This is a genomic window from Massilia niabensis (genome assembly GCF_042655085.1).
GTDB lineage: Bacteria > Pseudomonadota > Gammaproteobacteria > Burkholderiales > Burkholderiaceae_D > Telluria > Telluria niabensis.
In genome coordinates this window covers 53,873-69,875 of sequence record NZ_JBHSMU010000015.1, presented here as the reverse complement: position 1 = coordinate 69,875, position 16,003 = coordinate 53,873, and the positions used below count along the sequence as shown (strand labels likewise).

The 16,003-nt window shown below is 64.5% G+C and carries 11 protein-coding genes; 4 read left to right on the top strand and 7 right to left on the bottom strand.

Going from position 1 to position 16,003, the window contains the following annotated elements:
- Positions 1-16: 16 nt before the first annotated feature.
- Positions 17-1,204, bottom strand: a complete 1,188-nt coding sequence (locus ACFPN5_RS14760; protein ID WP_379784512.1) for an ABC transporter substrate-binding protein — start codon at positions 1,202-1,204, stop codon at positions 17-19.
- 123 nt (positions 1,205-1,327) lie between these two features.
- Between ACFPN5_RS14760 and ACFPN5_RS14755 the strand changes: the two genes are divergently transcribed.
- Entirely contained in the window at positions 1,328-2,236 is a 909-nt protein-coding gene (locus tag ACFPN5_RS14755) for a LysR family transcriptional regulator (RefSeq protein ID WP_379784511.1), read from the top strand.
- Positions 2,237-2,461: 225 nt separating this feature from the next.
- Here ACFPN5_RS14755 and ACFPN5_RS14750 read toward each other — a convergent pair whose 3' ends face one another.
- Positions 2,462-3,319, bottom strand: coding sequence for a DUF3494 domain-containing protein (locus ACFPN5_RS14750; protein ID WP_379784510.1), 858 nt, complete (start codon positions 3,317-3,319; stop codon positions 2,462-2,464).
- 182 nt (positions 3,320-3,501) lie between these two features.
- The gene (locus ACFPN5_RS14745; RefSeq protein ID WP_379784509.1) at positions 3,502-4,305 is read right to left on the bottom strand and encodes a substrate-binding periplasmic protein; all 804 of its coding nucleotides are present in this window, start codon (positions 4,303-4,305) and stop codon (positions 3,502-3,504) included.
- 243 nt (positions 4,306-4,548) lie between these two features.
- Between ACFPN5_RS14745 and ACFPN5_RS14740 the strand changes: the two genes are divergently transcribed.
- Positions 4,549-7,944, top strand: a complete 3,396-nt coding sequence (locus ACFPN5_RS14740; protein ID WP_379784508.1) for an MHYT domain-containing protein — start codon at positions 4,549-4,551, stop codon at positions 7,942-7,944.
- On the top strand, positions 7,945-8,940 hold the full coding sequence (locus ACFPN5_RS14735) for a response regulator (RefSeq protein WP_379784507.1): 996 nt from the start codon (positions 7,945-7,947) through the stop codon (positions 8,938-8,940). It begins immediately after the preceding gene.
- Positions 8,941-8,953: 13 nt separating this feature from the next.
- On the opposite strand, the gene ACFPN5_RS14730 is transcribed toward ACFPN5_RS14735, so the two are convergent.
- From ACFPN5_RS14730 to ACFPN5_RS14715, 4 genes are all read right to left on the bottom strand, one after another.
- Positions 8,954-10,126 carry a glycosyltransferase family 4 protein gene (locus ACFPN5_RS14730; protein ID WP_379784506.1) on the bottom strand — a complete coding sequence of 391 codons (1,173 nt, stop codon included), beginning with the start codon at positions 10,124-10,126 and terminating at the stop codon, positions 8,954-8,956.
- Between the two features lie 62 nt (positions 10,127-10,188).
- Positions 10,189-11,148: an SDR family NAD(P)-dependent oxidoreductase gene (locus ACFPN5_RS14725; protein ID WP_379784505.1), complete on the bottom strand. Its 960-nt coding sequence runs from the start codon at positions 11,146-11,148 to the stop codon at positions 10,189-10,191.
- Between the two features lies 1 nt (position 11,149).
- Complete coding sequence (gene gmd / locus ACFPN5_RS14720) at positions 11,150-12,196, bottom strand: GDP-mannose 4,6-dehydratase (RefSeq protein ID WP_379784504.1); 1,047 nt, start codon at positions 12,194-12,196, stop codon at positions 11,150-11,152.
- A gap of 286 nt (positions 12,197-12,482) precedes the next feature.
- On the bottom strand, positions 12,483-14,795 hold the full coding sequence (locus ACFPN5_RS14715; RefSeq protein WP_379784502.1) for an NADP-dependent malic enzyme: 2,313 nt from the start codon (positions 14,793-14,795) through the stop codon (positions 12,483-12,485).
- A gap of 215 nt (positions 14,796-15,010) precedes the next feature.
- Here ACFPN5_RS14715 and thiL point away from each other — a divergent pair, with 215 nt between their 5' ends.
- Positions 15,011-15,979 carry a thiamine-phosphate kinase gene (gene thiL / locus ACFPN5_RS14710; protein ID WP_379784501.1) on the top strand — a complete coding sequence of 323 codons (969 nt, stop codon included), beginning with the start codon at positions 15,011-15,013 and terminating at the stop codon, positions 15,977-15,979.
- Positions 15,980-16,003 lie beyond the last annotated feature (24 nt).

Below are 16,003 nucleotides of genomic sequence, written 5' to 3'. Positions count from 1 at the left end.
TCTAGGTCCTCCTCAGTTATTTACCGGCTTCCTTGGCCGGGTCCTTGACGTTGTCGAAACGGTCGATTTCGGTCGCGACCAGCTTTGTCCCCTGGCGGTCAATGCGGCGGATATACATGGTCTGGACAATGTCGCGGGTGGCAGGGTCAATACTCACCGTGCCGCGCGGACTGGTGCTGGTATAGCCCTTGACCGCCTTCATGAACGTGGGGCCGTCACTGTTGCCTCCGGTCTTGGCGAGCGTCTTGGCGATCAATGCCATGCCGTCGTACGAGGACGCGGCCAGGAAGCTCGGCTGCATTTTTCCGTTGACGGTCTTGCCGAAGGCTTCGACGAAGCGCGCATTCTCGGCGCCTGGCCGGGTGTACGAATAGAAGCCGGAAGAGTAAATACCGACGAGCGAATCCCCCCCCGCTTTCAGCACGTCTTCGTCACCCCAGCCTTCGCCGCCAAGGAAACGAATATTCGCCTTGTCCAGCCCCTTCTCGCGATAAGCCTTAGTAAAGGAGACCATTGGCTGGCCGTTCGGCAGGAACACGTGGACCGCGTCAGGCTTCTCGTCCTTGATACGCTGTACAAAGGCACCGTAGTCGACACTGCCCATCGGCATGCGCACGGTACCGACAATCTTGCCGCCGAGCGCGGTGAAGGTGTTGTTGAACCAGGTTTCGGCATCGATGCCCGGCGCGTAGTCTGCCACGACTGTGAAAACCCGCCGTGCACCGGTCTTGTAGGCCCACTCGGCCAGCGGCTTAGCTGACTGGGCAATGGTGTACGAGACGCGCGTCACGTAGGGCGAACGCGCCGTCAGAGAAGAAGCCGCCGCGTTCATGACCACCATTGGGGTCTTGCTCTGGTCAGCAATCGCCGCGGCGGCCATGGCGTTCGGCGTAAAGACGAATCCGGCAAGAACGTCGACACGCTCGCGTGTCACCAGCTCGGTCGCCAAGCGTTTCGCGATATCGGGCTGGGTGCCCGTATCGTCCTTGTAGATGACCTCAATGCGTTTCCCGGCGACGCTGGCCCCGTTGACCCGGAGCCAGGTATCGATACCCGCTTTCATTTGCGCTCCGCTCTCAGCAGCGTGACCGCTGAGCGAAGTGATGACGCCGATTTTGATTGTGTTGCCCTCGGCCTGGGCGGCGCTGCCGGCAGCTGCGAGGGACGCAGCGATACATACCGATACGATCGATTGCCTGTTCATGCATGTCTCCTTGGTTATTGTGGGAGTGTCGTCTTGTGCAGCGCGCGACCTCCATGCAATCATAGGCAAACGGTGTTATACCTCAAGCCAATTCCATAGATAACGTTTATTCGATAAATGGATATGATGAACGAGACTGAATTCGATCTGAACTTGCTTCCGGTAGTATTGGCGATTGCCGAAGAACGCAGCGTCAGCCGGGCAGCTGAGCGGCTGGGATGGAGCCAGCCAAAGGTCAGCATTGCGCTCGCCAAGCTGCGCGCTGCGCTTGATGATCCGCTCTTCATCCGTGGTTCGCACGGAATGTCGCCCACGCCGCGCGCACTGGCCCTGTTGGTACCTACGCGTGACATCCTTGCGCGGGTAAAAAACGAGGTACTCATCAGAGCCGCCTTCAACCCAGTGACGACAACGCGCAGGTTTACCTTTGCTCTGTCGGACATCGGCGAAATGACCTTTTTGCCCAAGTTGCTGGCTTACCTACAGGCGCACGCTCCAAATGCCACAGTACGTTCAGTGACCTTGCCGCCAGACGAGATCGCGGTCGGTCTCGAGAACGGCGACATCGACCTCGCAGTCGGCTACTTCCCCGACTTAAAGGGACGTAATTTTTTTCAGCAGCGGTTATTTACGCACTCATTCATCAGCTTGCTCAACGCAAAGCATCCGATCAAGGGCAGGCGTATCTCGATGGAGGAGTTCCTTCGCATTGGACATGCGGTAATTAGTGCGGAAGGCCGTAGCCAGGAGGTCTTCGAGCAACTGCTCGCGAAGCACCGGATCGAGCGCCGCATCGTGCTTTCGACGCCCCATTTCATGTCGATTCCATTCATCATTGCATCGACTGAGCTACTGGTAACCGTACCCTACGCGGTGGGGGAATCGTTCGCGAAGGTTGCCAATATTCGTCTGATCGAACCGCCACTGGAGATTCCGCAGTTCGATCTGAAGCAGCATTGGCACCGCAAGTACGCCAAGGATGAGGCGAATATGTGGATTCGCTCGGTATTAGTGAAGCTGTTCAGTGCATGAAGTGCTGCTCTTTAATTTACCGAGGTGAACCGCCCCGGCTTTCGTGGAGACCGGTTAGTGTGAGTCAGGACGCAGGTTCCCGGCACCACGCACGAATACAAAAATTTACCAATTCCTCATAGTAGTATTCGATTCCGGTTCCCGGCACCACGCACGAATACAAAAAACCCGCGTTCTTCATTGGAGAACGCGGGTTTTTGCTTTCTAGCCCTTAAGCAGCGACTTTCAGCCGGCGCGCCGGCGCGTCCGCAGCAAGCCTGCAGCGCACAGCCCGAGTCCGAACAAGGCGAGGCTCGCCGGTTCGGGTACTTCAACCGGTGGCAAGGCAGCGGCACCGAAGCCGCTGTACCCGGCGCTGCCATAATCATCGGCCAGGGTCGTCGGGGCGTAGGCATTGCAGTTGCTGGAAACAGTGTTGCCGATCATCGTGACCGCTGCCCCGAGCGCCAGTGCCCGTCCGCAGGCGATGCTGGAAGCTGAACCGAAGGTCACGCTTTGCTGGGCCAGGATATTTCCCGCAAAGACAGCGTCCGCGCCCAGGGTGGCCGAGCTGCCGACCTGGAAGTAGATCCCGTTGGTGCTGGTGCCGTTGACCACGTTGACGACTGAGTTTGCCGCCGTGATCAGCGTGCTGCCAATCTGCACAATGATGATGCCGTTCGGGTCGTTGGCGAAATCGATGGTCAGGGTGCCAGTCAGGGCGGCCGATGACGAGAAGCGATAGACGCCTGAAGCAAGCACTCCGACGTTGCCGAGGTCCTGGCCGCTCAGGTCGATACCGCCGCTCAGGGCGGCGAGGCGGTCGTAGGAGGAGCGTGCGTCAAGCTGGGCTTGGATGGCAATCGCATCGGTCTGGTGGATGACGCCGCTCGAGGCGAACGTGATGCTGCCCGTGCCGGTGAGCGACGAACCAGGTGCGACGCCCAGGTCGCCGTGCAGCGTGGTCGCGTTGGTGTTCGTTACCGCCTCGGCCCCGAGTACGGCAAATTGCTGTGCACCGCCGAGGAAGGGGATCACCCCGGCGCTTGCGGAACCGCAGATCAGGGCCAGCATTAATAATAGGGTCAGTTTCTTGGTATTCATGTGTTCTCCAGGTCGTTTGTGTCATCAATGCACTAATACGACACATGTAGCCTGGGCGACACCTGAAGATATTGCATTTATTACAACCAAGATACCATCGAAACGCCCCTGTTCCGGTTCAGCTCAACAATATCGCAGCAAAGTGCCCAATGTTCGTTTCCGAACGGAAGCAGGTTGCAAGGCTACCTGCTGCCGGCTCGCCGGTTCCAGTTGTCATACGAGCGCTCGATCCGCTGCATCGCTCCCTCCCGCTCCAGGCTGGTGAACGCACCGTTCAGGCGATCCACCACCTCATCCGGCACCGCCCGGTTGCACGCCAAAAAAACATCGAGCCGGTTGAACACCAGCACCGGGACGATTCGTCCGTCCCAGCCATTCTGCTTGAGCACCGGGCTGCCGGGGCGCAGGGCGGCCGCCCACAGGTCGATGCGGCCGAGGAGGAGCTTGCGGGGATTGATCAGGTCGGCCGGCGCCGCATCGACCCGGAAGCCGCGGCTGCGCAGGTAAGCATCGCGGGCGTCGCCGTTGTAGGTGCCAATCCGGTACGGCCGCGCGTCCTCGAGGGTGCGCAGGGTGATGCCGCTGCCGGCGCGCGCCATCAGGACCCATTCGGCGCTGTCGGTCGGGCCGATCCATTTGAAGAGCGCCTCGCGCTCGGGCGTGCGCGTGGTCGAGTAGACGCAGGCGTCGGGCCGCGTGCGCGCCGCGGCATAGGCGCGCTTCCACGGCAGCAGGTCGATCGTGTACGGCAAGCCGGCGCGCTCGAGGGCGGTGCGTACCTTGTCGGTCGCGATGCCGATCACCCGTCCGTCGCTGCCCAGCATGCTCGACGGTGCTGCTGTCTCGGTAGTGATGTACAGCGGATGCACTGGCGCCCGCTCGACGGCAAAGGAAGGGCTAAGGTTGCCAATACGCGTGTCGGCGCATGCTGCGCCTGCGGCCAGGACGAGTGCCAGGGTAGCGAAAAAAATGGATGGGATCGGCATCGTGCACCTGTCCGGCCGCTCGGGAGAGCGCACCTTATGCGTCCAGCATACTCCATCGCGTGCGCCGCGGATCGGCGCCATGCAGCAGCTGTGGAGGAATGGCGGTGAATGGTGGCAACTGCGCGACATAAATGTGTATTGCCGGCAATTCCGGCATTTTGAAACAAGACTTTCCACTAGGAAAATGTCATACTGACGAATACCCGTGTCCGCTCCTGGACGCCTCCTGTCCGGAAATCCCCCATGCCGCTATTCATGCTGCCCGACGACCCGTCGCTCCTGAGCTACGGCATCTACGACCCGAAGCTGGTGGTGTTGTCGCTGCTGGTTGCGATTTTCGCGTCCTGGATGGGCCTGCAGGTCGCCGGCCAGGCGCGCCAGCAGACCCGCCTGCGCACGGTGTTCCTGCTCACAGGCAGCCTGGCGCTCGGTGCCGGCGTCTGGGCGATGCACTTCATCGGCATGCTGGCCTTTAATTTGTGCACCCAGGTCGATTACGACCCGATGGTGACAGTCCTGTCGAGCCTGCCGAGCATCGCCGCTTCGTTCGTCGCATTGAACCTGATCGCGCGCGAGCGCATCGGCACCGGTACCCTGGTCGTCGGCGGCGTGCTGGTCGGCGCCGGCATCGGCGCGATGCACTATGCCGGCATGGCGGGCATGCGCATGAGCCTGGATTTGCGCTACGACCCGCTGACCTTCGGCCTGTCGATCGTGGTCGCGGTGGTGCTGGCCACCCTTGCCCTGTGGGTGCGCTTCGGCCTGTCGCGTTTTTCTTCGCTGAGCAAAGGCCGCCGCCTGCTGCTGGCGGCGATCGTCATGGGTTGCGCGATCACGGGCATGCACTATACCGGCATGGAAGCGGCCCGTTTCGTGGGCACCGTCGACGCGACCGCGGCAGTCACCTCCGACACCACCTTCCTGGCGCTGGCGATCTCGCTGATTACCGTCCTGTTCACCGGCGTGGTGCTGGCCGCCAACGGCCTGCTGCGCTACCGCCAGCTGTACGTGGAACTGTCGCGCAGCGAAGCCTGGATGCGCGCCCTCCTCACCACCACCGTCGACGGCGTGATCACCATCGACCGCGAAGGCAGGATCGAGGAATTCAATGCCTCGGCCGAGAAGATCTTCGGCTGGCGCCGCGAGGAAATCGTTGGCGGCAACATCCGTCTCCTGATGACGGACGCCAATCGCAACAACGAAGACGGAGGCCTGCTCGGCTACCTGCGCGACAGCAGTACGAATGCGGCGCCCAACAATGAAGAAGTCGAGGCGCTGCGCCGCGACGGAAGCGTGGTGCCGCTGCGCGTCGCCGTCGGCCACGCCCGCATGGCAGAGCGCGAGCTGTTCGTCTGCTTCGTGACCGACATCACCGAGCGACGCGAGATGGTGGGCGCCCTGCGCGCCAGCGAGAACCAGTTCCGCTCCCTGATCGGCACCATCCCCGGCATTTCCTACCGCAGCCGCATCGAAGGTGAGCACCCGATGGTGTTCATCAGCGATGCCGTCGAGCGCGTGGCCGGCTACCCGGCGCACGACTTCATCGGCGACCCGCCAGGTGCCCGGCCCCGCCGCTGCTTCGGCGCCCTGATCCATGCCGCCGACCGCGTGCGGGTCTCGGAAGCGATCGAATCGGCGCTGGCCGAAGACCGCCCTTACCTCGTCGAATACCGGCTGCTGCATGCCGACGGCAGCACCCGCTGGCTGTGGGAAAACGGCACTGGCGTGCGCAACGACGCCGGCGAGCTGACCTGGCTCGACGGCGTGATCCTCGACATCAGCGAACGGCGCACGATGGAAGAAGCACTGCGCGACGCCAAGGACGCGGCCGAGCAGGCTGCGGCCGCGCGCGCTACTTTTGTGGCCAACATGAGCCACGAGATCCGCACGCCGATGAATTCGATCCTCGGCTTTACCGACGTGCTGCTCGACGGCGAACTGGCGCCGGAGCAGCGCCGCCACCTCGACACCGTGCGCAACGCCGGCCGCTCGCTGCTGCGCCTGCTCAACGAAATCCTCGACACCGCCAAACTGGAAAAGGGCGCGGTCGAACTCGAGATCAACGACTTCAACCTGCTGTCGCTGATCGACGAACTGTCCTCGACCCTGGCGGCGAATGCCCGCGCCAAGGGCCTGCAGGTCGACATCCATTACGACCCGGCGCTGCCTACAAATTTGCGCGGCGACGAGCTGCGCATCCGCCAGGTGCTGACCAACCTGCTCGACAACGCGATCAAGTTCACGGCCAGCGGCAGCGTCCTGCTGCGCGCCGAGCCCCAGGGCGACCAGCTGCATTTCTCCGTGACCGACACCGGCATCGGCATCGCCCCGGAGCGTCTGCAGGCGATCTTCGACCCGTTCACCCAGGCCGACTCCTCGATGACGCGGCGCTTCGGCGGCACGGGATTGGGCACCACGATCAGCAAGCAGCTCGTCGAGCTGATGGGCGGGAAGATCTGGGCCGAGAGCACCGTCGGCGAAGGCACCACCTTCCACGTGCTGCTGCCGCTGGTGGTGGCGCGCTTCGCGCCGCAGCAGGCGCGCGTGCGCACCGCCTGCGCCCTGCCGCCGCTGCGCGTGCTGGCCGCCGACGACGTGCCGCAGAACCTCGAGCTGCTGCAGCTGCTGCTGGCGCGCCGCGGCCACACGATGACGGCGGTCTCGGACGGCGCCGCCGTGGTCGAGATAGCCGGGCGCCAGGACTTCGACCTGGTCCTGATGGACTTCCAGATGCCGGTCCTCGACGGCCTGCGCGCCACGCGCCTGATCCGCGAACAGGCCGAGGCCGCCGGTCGTCCGCGGGTGCCGGTGATCGCGATGACGGCCAGCGTGCTGCTCGAACACCGCCGCGCCGCCGCCGAAGTCGGGATGGACGGTTTCGCTTCGAAACCGGTCGACTGGACCACGCTGTCGCACGAGATCGCACGGGTGCTGGGCATAACTCAAGGAACAAGCCAAGGCGCCGGCGCGGCCGGAGCCTTGGGTCCGGCGCTCGAGCGCCAGGTGCTGAACCGCGCAGGCGGCCTGCATCGCTGGGGAGGCAACGAGGATGCCTACCGCGAGGCGCTCGAGCACTTCCACAGCCAGCACGCGCTGCTGCCTCAGTTCCTGCGCGGCTTTGCCGATGCGGGCGACTACCCGTCGCTGCGCATGCTGGCGCACAAGGCGCGCGGCGTGGCGGCCAACATCTCCCTCGAACTGCTGGCCGACGCGCTGGGCGAACTGGAGGCCCTGGCCGAAGGCGACAAGGGCAGCGGGCTGGCCAGCCTGGCCTTGCTGCCGGAGGCACTGGCCAAGGCCGATGCCGCCCACGAAGCGGCGCTGCTGATGATCCGCGCGGAACGGCCGGCGCAGGCTCCGGCCCGGGCGGAGCTGGTACCGACCTACGATCTTCCTCGCGCGCGCCGCGCCGGGCGCGTGCTGGCCGAGGCCCTCGCCCGCGGCGCCTTCGACGACGCCGCGCTGGCCGGCCTGGCCGCCGCGCTGGCTGGCCACCCGGTGGCCGCCCGTGTCACGCAAGTGCAGGCGGCGCTCGCCGATTTCGATTTCGACCTCGCCCAGCAGCAGCTCGACGCCGTGCTCGGTGCACTGAGCGCCCTCGACGGGCAGGATGACCCAACACCACAGGAAACGATGTAAATGAGTACGACCAGTAATCGCCCGCTGATCCTCGCGGTCGACGACGAGGCGAGCAACCTGCAGCTGCTGCGCCAGATCCTGCAAGACCACTACCGCCTGCTGTTCGCCAAGGATGGCGCACGGGCGCTCGAACTGGCGCAGAAGGAGGCCCCGGACCTGGTGCTGCTCGACGTGATGATGCCGGGGATGAGCGGCTACGAGGTGTGCGCCGCCCTGAAAGCCAACCCGGCCACCGCCCCGATCCCCGTGGTGTTCGTCACCGCCCTGAACGACACCGCCGACGAGCTCGAAGGCTTCGAGGCAGGCGCGGTCGACTACATCACCAAGCCGGTCAGCCCGCCGGTGGTGCGCGCGCGCGTGCGCACCCACCTGTCGCTGGTGCGGATGGACGAACTGAAGGCGTCGCGGCTGGCGATCGTCCAGCGTCTTGGCCTGGCTGCGGAATACAAGGACAACGAGACCGGCCTGCACGTGATCCGCATGAGCCATTTCGCGCGCATCCTGGGCCTGGCCGCCGGCATGGGCGAGCAGGAAGCGGACGACCTGCTGCACGCGGCGCCGATGCACGACGTCGGCAAGATCGGCATCCCGGACCGTATCCTGCAAAAAGCCGGCCCGCTGGACGCGGACGAATGGAAGATCATGCAGAGCCACGCCACCATCGGCGCCGAAATCATCGGCCAGCATGGCGGCGGCATGCTGCAGCTGGCGCACGACATCGCCCTGACCCACCACGAGAAATACGACGGCAGCGGCTACCCGAAAGGGCTGGCCGGAGATGCGATCCCGCTGACCGGGCGCATCGTGGCCATTGCCGACGTCTTCGACGCCCTTACTTCGGTGCGCCCGTACAAGCGTGCCTGGAGCGAGGAAGAAGCGGTCGACTACCTGGTGCAGCAAAAGGGCAAGCACTTCGACCCTGCGCTGGTCGACCTGTTCGTCGCCCAGCTGCCGGCGATCCGCACCGTGCGCACGCGCTGGGCCGAAGCCACCTAGCGCTCAAGGTAAGTCAGTCGGGGGCCTTGGCCGGGGCAGCATGCCCAGGCACGGCTATCCCCGGCGTGGCAGCGCGGCGCGCCACAAGTTCCTGGTAGAGCGAGTTGTAGCTGGTCGCCATCTGCGAGGCCGTGAAGACTTCCTCGAAGCGCGCGGCGGCGCACGCACCCATCTCGCGCGCCAGGTCCGGGTTGTCCCACAGCGTGCGCAGCGTCGCGCGCAGCGCGCGCGGATCGGACGGCGGCGCTACCAGCCCGGTTTCGCCGTCGATGTTGATGTAGGTGGTGCCGGTGCCGATGTCGCACGAGACCATCGGCTTGCCGTACATCGCCCCTTCCAGCAGCGAAATCCCGAAGGCCTCCGAGCGCAGGTGCGACGGGAAGGCCAGCGCATAGCACAGCGTGAGCAGCGCGACCTTGTCGTCTTCGCCGACCGCCCCGACGAACAGCACGGTTTTCAAGCCCAGGCGCTGGGCTTGGGCCTTTAATCTATCCTCTTCCGGCCCGGAGCCGACGATCACCACCGGATAATTGGTGCCGGCAACGGCCTCGAGCAGCACGTGCAGCCCCTTGTAATAGCGCAGCACGCCCACGAACAGGAAGAACTTCGGGCCGACGCGCTCGCGCCAGTATGCCAGCCGTGCCGGATCGGGCTGCGGGTAGGTGGACTGGTCCAGGCCGTAGGTGATGATGCGGGTCTTGTCGCGGTAGCGCCCCAGCACGGGGGAAGACTCCATGTAGTTGGGCGAGGTCGCGACGATGGCGTCGACACTGCGCAGGAAACGCTGCTTGAGCGGCTGGTACAGGCGCAACAGCTTTTTCTGGCGGACGATGTCGGAGTGGTAGGTGAGCACGGTCGGCTTGCGCACCCGCGCCACGAAATGGGCCAGGTCCGCAAAGGGCCAGGGGAAGTGGTAGTGCACGACGTCGGCCTCGCGCGCCAGGCGCGCCAGCGCGCCGAAGGAGGCCACCGAACAGCCGTTCGAGGCCAGCTCGAAGTCGAGCGGCACCCGGTGCACGGTATGGCCCTCGAAGGCGATCGGGGCCAGGTTCTTTTCGCGCGACAGCGACAGCACCGTATTGGTTACGCCGAGGCGGCCGGTGCCCACGCACATCTGGCGGATGACCTGTTCGATGCCCCCCACCGAGTCCGGGTAGTAGGTTTTGCAGAAATGTAGGACGCGCATAGAAACGATCGAAAAACGAATGGGTTACTGCAGCGGTCGCATGGGCCCTGGTCCCGGGCGCATCATCGCCCCTGGTACATCCAGCGCAGGGTGTCGAACAACGGCGGCGACTCGACCGGCCCGATCACGCCGGCGAGTTTGGCATTGCTGCCGGTGAGCGTGAGCACGTCGTTGGCGCGCACGAAAGCCGGGTTCACCTCGACTTCGATGCGGTAGCCGGCGATCTCGGACGCCATGTCGATGACTTCGGCGAGCGAATGGCTGCGGCCCGAACACACATTGAAGGCCTGGCCCGCGGGCGCCTCCGCCAGCAGGCGCCGGTAACTGCGCGCAACCGTGCGCACGTCGGAAAAGTCGCGCGCGATCGCCAGGTTGCCCAATTCGATACGGCGCTCGTGGCGGCGGAAATGCGACATGATCTTCGGCAGCAGGAAATTCTCGGACTGGCCCTGGCCGGTGTAGTTGAACGGCCGCACGATAATGATCGGCAACTTGTCCATCCACAGGCGCGCCATGTACTCCATCGCCAGTTTGCTGACGGCGTAGTCGTTGGCGGGAGCCGGCGCCACGTCCTCGTCGATGACCGACACGCGGGCGTTGCCATAGATATTCGCAGACGAAGCCAGCAGTACGCTGGAGGCCCGGTGGCGTGCGCCGGCCAGCGCCTCGAGCAGGTTGCGCGTGCCGGCCACATTGACGCGGTAGATCTGCTCGACATCGCTATGTCCGACGAAAGCGATGCCCGCCAGGTGCACGACGACGTCTGGCTGCACCTGCTCGACCATCGCAGCGACTGCCGCGCGGTCGCACAGGTCGACCGCCAGCACGTCGGCGCCCAGTTCCCGGGGGTCGGCTTCACGCCCGCCGCCGGGCATGGCCGTGCCGAACACACGGTACCCCGCCGCCGCCAGTTCCTGGGCCACGTAGCGGCCGGTGAAGCCGCGCAGGCCGGTGACCAGCGCGCGCCGGCCTTCGCCTTCGCGGCCGGCGGCGTCGATCTGCGGGTCCGGGATCGTGCTCATGTCAGAACGAGAAGCCTTGTTTGTTGCGGCGCAGGTCGGCCTCGACCATCATCTGGCAGAGCTCTTCGAGCGTGGTCTTCGGCTCCCAGCCCAGCTCGCGCCTGGCTTTTTCCGGGTTGCCGATCAGGAGCTCGACTTCGGCCGGGCGGTAGAACTTCGGCGAAATGCGCACCAGCATCTTGCTGGTCCGGGTGCAGACGCCGGTTTCGTTTTCGCCGCTGCCGCTCCACTCGATGCCGATGCCGGCGGCCTTGAAGGCCATCGTCACGTAATCGCGCACGGTTTCGGTGCGGTTGGTGGCCAGCACATAGGTGTCCGGCTGGTCCGCCTGCAGCATGCGCCACATGCCTTCCACGTATTCTTTCGCATAGCCCCAGTCGCGCTTGGCGTCGAGGTTGCCCAGTTCGAGCACGTCGAGCTTGCCCAGGACGATCTTTGCCACCGAATCGGTGATCTTGCGGGTGACAAACTCACGGCCGCGCAGCGGCGACTCGTGGTTGAACAGGATGCCCGAGGAACCGAAGATGCCATAGCTCTCGCGGTAATTGATCGTCATCCAGTGGGCGTACAGCTTGGCCACGCCGTACGGGCTGCGCGGGTAGAACGGGGTGTCCTCGACCTGGGGAATGGCCTGCACCTTGCCGAACATCTCGGAGGTCGACGCCTGGTAGAAGCGGATCTTCGGGTTGACGACGCGGATTGCCTCGAGCAGGTTGACGGCGCCCAGGCCCGTGATCGACGCGGTCGTCAGCGGCTGGTCGAACGACACGCCGACGAAACTTTGCGCCGCCAGGTTGTAAACCTCATCCGGTTGCGCATTCTGCAGCAGGCGGATGCTCGACGCCAGGTCGGTCAGGTCGTATTCGACCAGCGACAGGTTCGGGTGCGCTGCGATGCCGAGTTCCTCGATGCGCCAGAAATTGGTGGAGCTGGCACGGCGGAAGGTACCGGTGACCTGGTAACCTTTTTCGAGAAGTAATTCGGCCAAATAAGCCCCATCCTGGCCAGTGATGCCAGTGATGACGGCTCTTTTTGTTGTGTTCTGCATAGTGTAAGAATTCCGGATGAATGTCGTGCGCGGTAAATACTTTTCAGGCAACCCCATATTGTAACAGAGGCTTTTTGGCGTGCACGAGGACGCGCGCAACAGGACGGGGCACCGTCAGGCCAGCGCATTATTATCTAAAATGCTATAGCGGATGGTGGGCGCTTACGGATTGTTACTTATCCCGGGATGAAAAAACAGGCGAGCACGCTCGCCTATGTATCAAACGCAAAAGGACAGCAAGCGGCCGGAACTTCCAGCCGCCTGCCATCCCCGGTTCGGTTACCGGTTACCGATTCGACACCGCATCCACCACGCACAGTGCCGTCATGTTGACGATGCGGCGCACCGTGGCCGATGGCGTCAGGATGTGCACCGGGCGCGCGCAGCCGAGCAGCACCGGGCCGACCGCGATGCCGTTGCCGGCGGCGGTCTTGAGCAGGTTGTAGGCGATGTTGGCCGACTCGATGTTCGGCATCACCAGCACGTTGGCATCGCCCTTGAGCGTCGACTGCGGCATGATCTTGGCGCGCATTTTCGAATCGAGCGCCGCGTCGCCGTGCATCTCGCCGTCGATCTCCATGTTCGGCGCCTTTTCCTGCACGATCGCGAGCGCGGCGCGCATCTTCTGCGCCGACTCGCTGTTCGAGGTGCCGAAGTTGGAATGCGACAGCAGCGCCACGCGCGGGGTAATGCCGAAACGCTCCAGCTCCTCGGCCGCCATGATCGTCATCTCGGCGATTTCCTCGGCGTTCGGGTTGTCGTTGACGTGGGTGTCGAGCATCGCCAGCTGGCGCTCCGGCGTGATGACGATGTTCATCGCCGCATACACGTTCGTGCCTGCGCGCCGGCCCAGCACCTTGTCGATGAAATCCAGGTGCGTCCAGGTGGTGCCGTAGGTGCCGCAGATCATGCCGTCGGCGTCGCCCTTGTGGATCATCATCGCGCCGATCAAGGTATGGCGGCGGCGCATCGCCAGCTTGGCCATGTCCGCGGTCACGCCCTTGCGCATCACCATCTGGTGGTAGGTCTGCCAGTAGTCGCGGTAACGCTCGTCGAAGTCGGGGTTGATGACGTCGAAGTGCACGCCCTGCTTCAGGCGCAGGCCGAACTTCTCGATGCGCTGTTCCAGCACCGCCGGGCGGCCCACCAGGATCGGGCGCGCCAGTTTCTCGTCGACCACCACCTGCACCGCGCGCAGCACGCGCTCGTCCTCGCCCTCGGCGTAGACGATGCGCTTGATTTCGGCTTGCGCTGCCTTGGCCACCGAGAACAGCGGCTTCATGAAGGTGCCGCTGCGGTAGACGAACTGCTGCAGGCTCTCGGCGTAGGCCGCCAGGTCCTCGATCGGGCGCGTGGCGACGCCGCCGTCCTGCGCCGCCTTGGCGACCGCCGGGGCGATGTGGGTCAGCAGGCGCGGGTCGAACGGCATCGGGATCAGGTATTCCGGGCCGAAGGACAGGTTGGTGATGCCGTAGGCCGAAGCGACGATGTCGGACTGCTCGGCATGGGCCAGGTCGGCGATCGCGTGCACCACCGCGATTTCCATTTCGCGGGTGATGGTCGTCGCACCGCAGTCGAGCGCGCCGCGGAACATGTACGGGAAGCACAGGACGTTATTCACCTGGTTCGGGTAGTCCGAACGGCCGGTGGCGATGATGGCGTCGCTGCGCACGGCCTTGACGTCTTCCGGCAGGATTTCCGGGTTTGGATTGGCCAGCGCCAGGATGATCGGGTTGGCCGCCATGCTGGCAACCATCTCCTGCTTGAGCACGCCGCCGGCCGACAGGCCGAGGAAGATGTCGGCGCCGGGGATCATTTCCGACAGGGTGCGCAGCGGCGTTTCTTGCGCGAAGCGTTCCTTGTCCGGGTCCATCAGTTCGACGCGGCCTTTATAAACAACGCCGGCCAGGTCGGTCACATAGATGTTTTCGATCGGGAAGCCGAGGTCGACGATCAGGTCGAGGCAGGCCAGTGCCGCCGCGCCCGCGCCCGAGACCACGAGCTTGCAGTTCTTGATGTCCTTGCCGACGACCTTCAGGCCGTTCAGGATGGCCGCGCCGACGATGATCGCGGTGCCGTGCTGGTCGTCGTGGAAGACCGGGATCTGCATCCGCTCGCGCAATTTACGCTCGATGTAGAAGCACTCGGGCGCCTTGATGTCTTCCAGGTTGACGCCGCCAAAGGTCGGCTCGAGCGAAGCGATGATGTCGACCAGCTTGTCCGGATCGCTTTCGTTGATCTCGATGTCGAAGACGTCGATGCCGGCGAACTTCTTGAACAGCACGCCCTTGCCTTCCATGACGGGCTTGGAAGCCAGCGGGCCTATGTTGCCCAGGCCCAGCACGGCGGTACCGTTCGTGATCACGGCCACCAGGTTGCCGCGGGCAGTGTATTTGAACGATGCCCCGGGGTCCTTGACGATTTCCTCGCAAGGCGCAGCCACGCCCGGCGAATAGGCCAGTGCCAGGTCGCGCTGGTTCAGCAGGCCCTTGGTGGCCGTGACGCTGATCTTGCCCGGACGCGGAAACTGGTGGTATTCGAGGGCTGCAGTACGCAGTTGTTGGCGTAATTCTTCTTTTTTATCGGATGACGAATCCATGCTGTGCAGCCTTCCTGAACTTAGAGGGGAACCTCCAATTTTATCAGACCAACCATTGCTGCCGGCTACGTATTTTCCACCCTCTGTCGTTTCATAAGCTTAACTGATAGATGGCATCATCGAATAAGCAAGACCTATGGAAGTCGCGAGGCAGGGAAGGTGATAAAAGACGGCAGCCAACCGGGCAGCGCAGGCGCTCGCGTTAAAATCAGGGCATGCTTTCCGAATTCGACCTCATCAAACAATATTTCCGCCGCGCCCGCGCCGGCAACGCCGTGCTCGGCATTGGCGACGACTGCGCGCTGCTGGCGCCCACCCCCGGCATGCAGACCGCCATTTCGACCGACATGCTGATCGAAGGGCGGCATTTCTTCGCCGGCGCCGATCCGCGCATGCTCGGACATAAATGCCTGGCCGTGAACCTGTCGGACCTGGCGGCAATGGGTGCGCGCCCGGTCGGCTTCACGCTGGGCCTGTCGCTGCCGGGGGTCGACCCGGAGTGGCTGGAAGCGTTCTCGAACGGAATGTTCGCGCTGGCCGACCTGCACGACTGCGAGCTGGTCGGCGGCGACACCACGCGCGGGCCGCTGGCCGTCTGCATCACCGTGTTCGGCGAGGTCGCGCCCGGCCACGCGCTGCGGCGCGACGCCGCCCGCGCCGGCCACGACATCTGGATTTCAGGAACCCTGGGCGACGCACGCCTGGCGCTGGCCGGCTACTGGAAAGAGCTGGCGATCGATCGCGAACAGCACGCCCTGGCCGCTACCCGCATGCACATGCCCGAGCCGCGCGTGGCGCTGGGGCGCGCGCTGGCCGCGCTGCCGGTGGCGCACGCCGCGCTCGACATCTCGGACGGGCTGGTAGGCGACCTCGCGCACATCCTGGACGCCTCGAAGGTGGGCGCCACGCTGGGGGTCGATGCGCTGCCACCCGGCCCGGCGCTGGCGCGCCAGCCGCTGGCCCTGCGCCGCCGTTTCACGCTGGCCGGCGGCGACGATTACGAATTGTGCTTCACCGTGCCCTCCAGCCAGCGCGACGCCGTGCTCGCGGCGGCGGCCATGGCCCACACGCCCGTCACCCGCGTCGGGACCATCGATGCGCAGCCGGGCTTGCGGCTGGTCGATGCGGCGGGCAAGGCGCTGCAGATGGATGTGAAGGGGTGGGATCACTTCGGGGAAGAATAATCACCCCGCAAGGTTGATGCCGTC

Excerpts from the sequence above, each read along its gene's own strand:
- ACFPN5_RS14745 (WP_379784509.1), bottom strand. The coding sequence starts at position 4,305 with ATGCCGATCCCATCCATTTTTTTCGCTACCCTGGCACTCGTCCTGGCC.
- ACFPN5_RS14715 (WP_379784502.1), bottom strand. The coding sequence starts at position 14,795 with ATGGATTCGTCATCCGATAAAAAAGAAGAATTACGCCAACAACTGCGT.
- ACFPN5_RS14740 (WP_379784508.1), top strand. The coding sequence starts at position 4,549 with ATGCCGCTATTCATGCTGCCCGACGACCCGTCGCTCCTGAGCTACGGC.
- ACFPN5_RS14750 (WP_379784510.1), bottom strand. The coding sequence starts at position 3,319 with ATGAATACCAAGAAACTGACCCTATTATTAATGCTGGCCCTGATCTGC.
- ACFPN5_RS14725 (WP_379784505.1), bottom strand. The coding sequence starts at position 11,148 with ATGAGCACGATCCCGGACCCGCAGATCGACGCCGCCGGCCGCGAAGGC.
- ACFPN5_RS14760 (WP_379784512.1), bottom strand. The coding sequence starts at position 1,204 with ATGAACAGGCAATCGATCGTATCGGTATGTATCGCTGCGTCCCTCGCA.
- ACFPN5_RS14730 (WP_379784506.1), bottom strand. The coding sequence starts at position 10,126 with ATGCGCGTCCTACATTTCTGCAAAACCTACTACCCGGACTCGGTGGGG.
- gmd (WP_379784504.1), bottom strand. The coding sequence starts at position 12,196 with ATGCAGAACACAACAAAAAGAGCCGTCATCACTGGCATCACTGGCCAG.
- ACFPN5_RS14735 (WP_379784507.1), top strand. The coding sequence starts at position 7,945 with ATGAGTACGACCAGTAATCGCCCGCTGATCCTCGCGGTCGACGACGAG.
- thiL (WP_379784501.1), top strand. The coding sequence starts at position 15,011 with ATGCTTTCCGAATTCGACCTCATCAAACAATATTTCCGCCGCGCCCGC.
- ACFPN5_RS14755 (WP_379784511.1), top strand. The coding sequence starts at position 1,328 with ATGATGAACGAGACTGAATTCGATCTGAACTTGCTTCCGGTAGTATTG.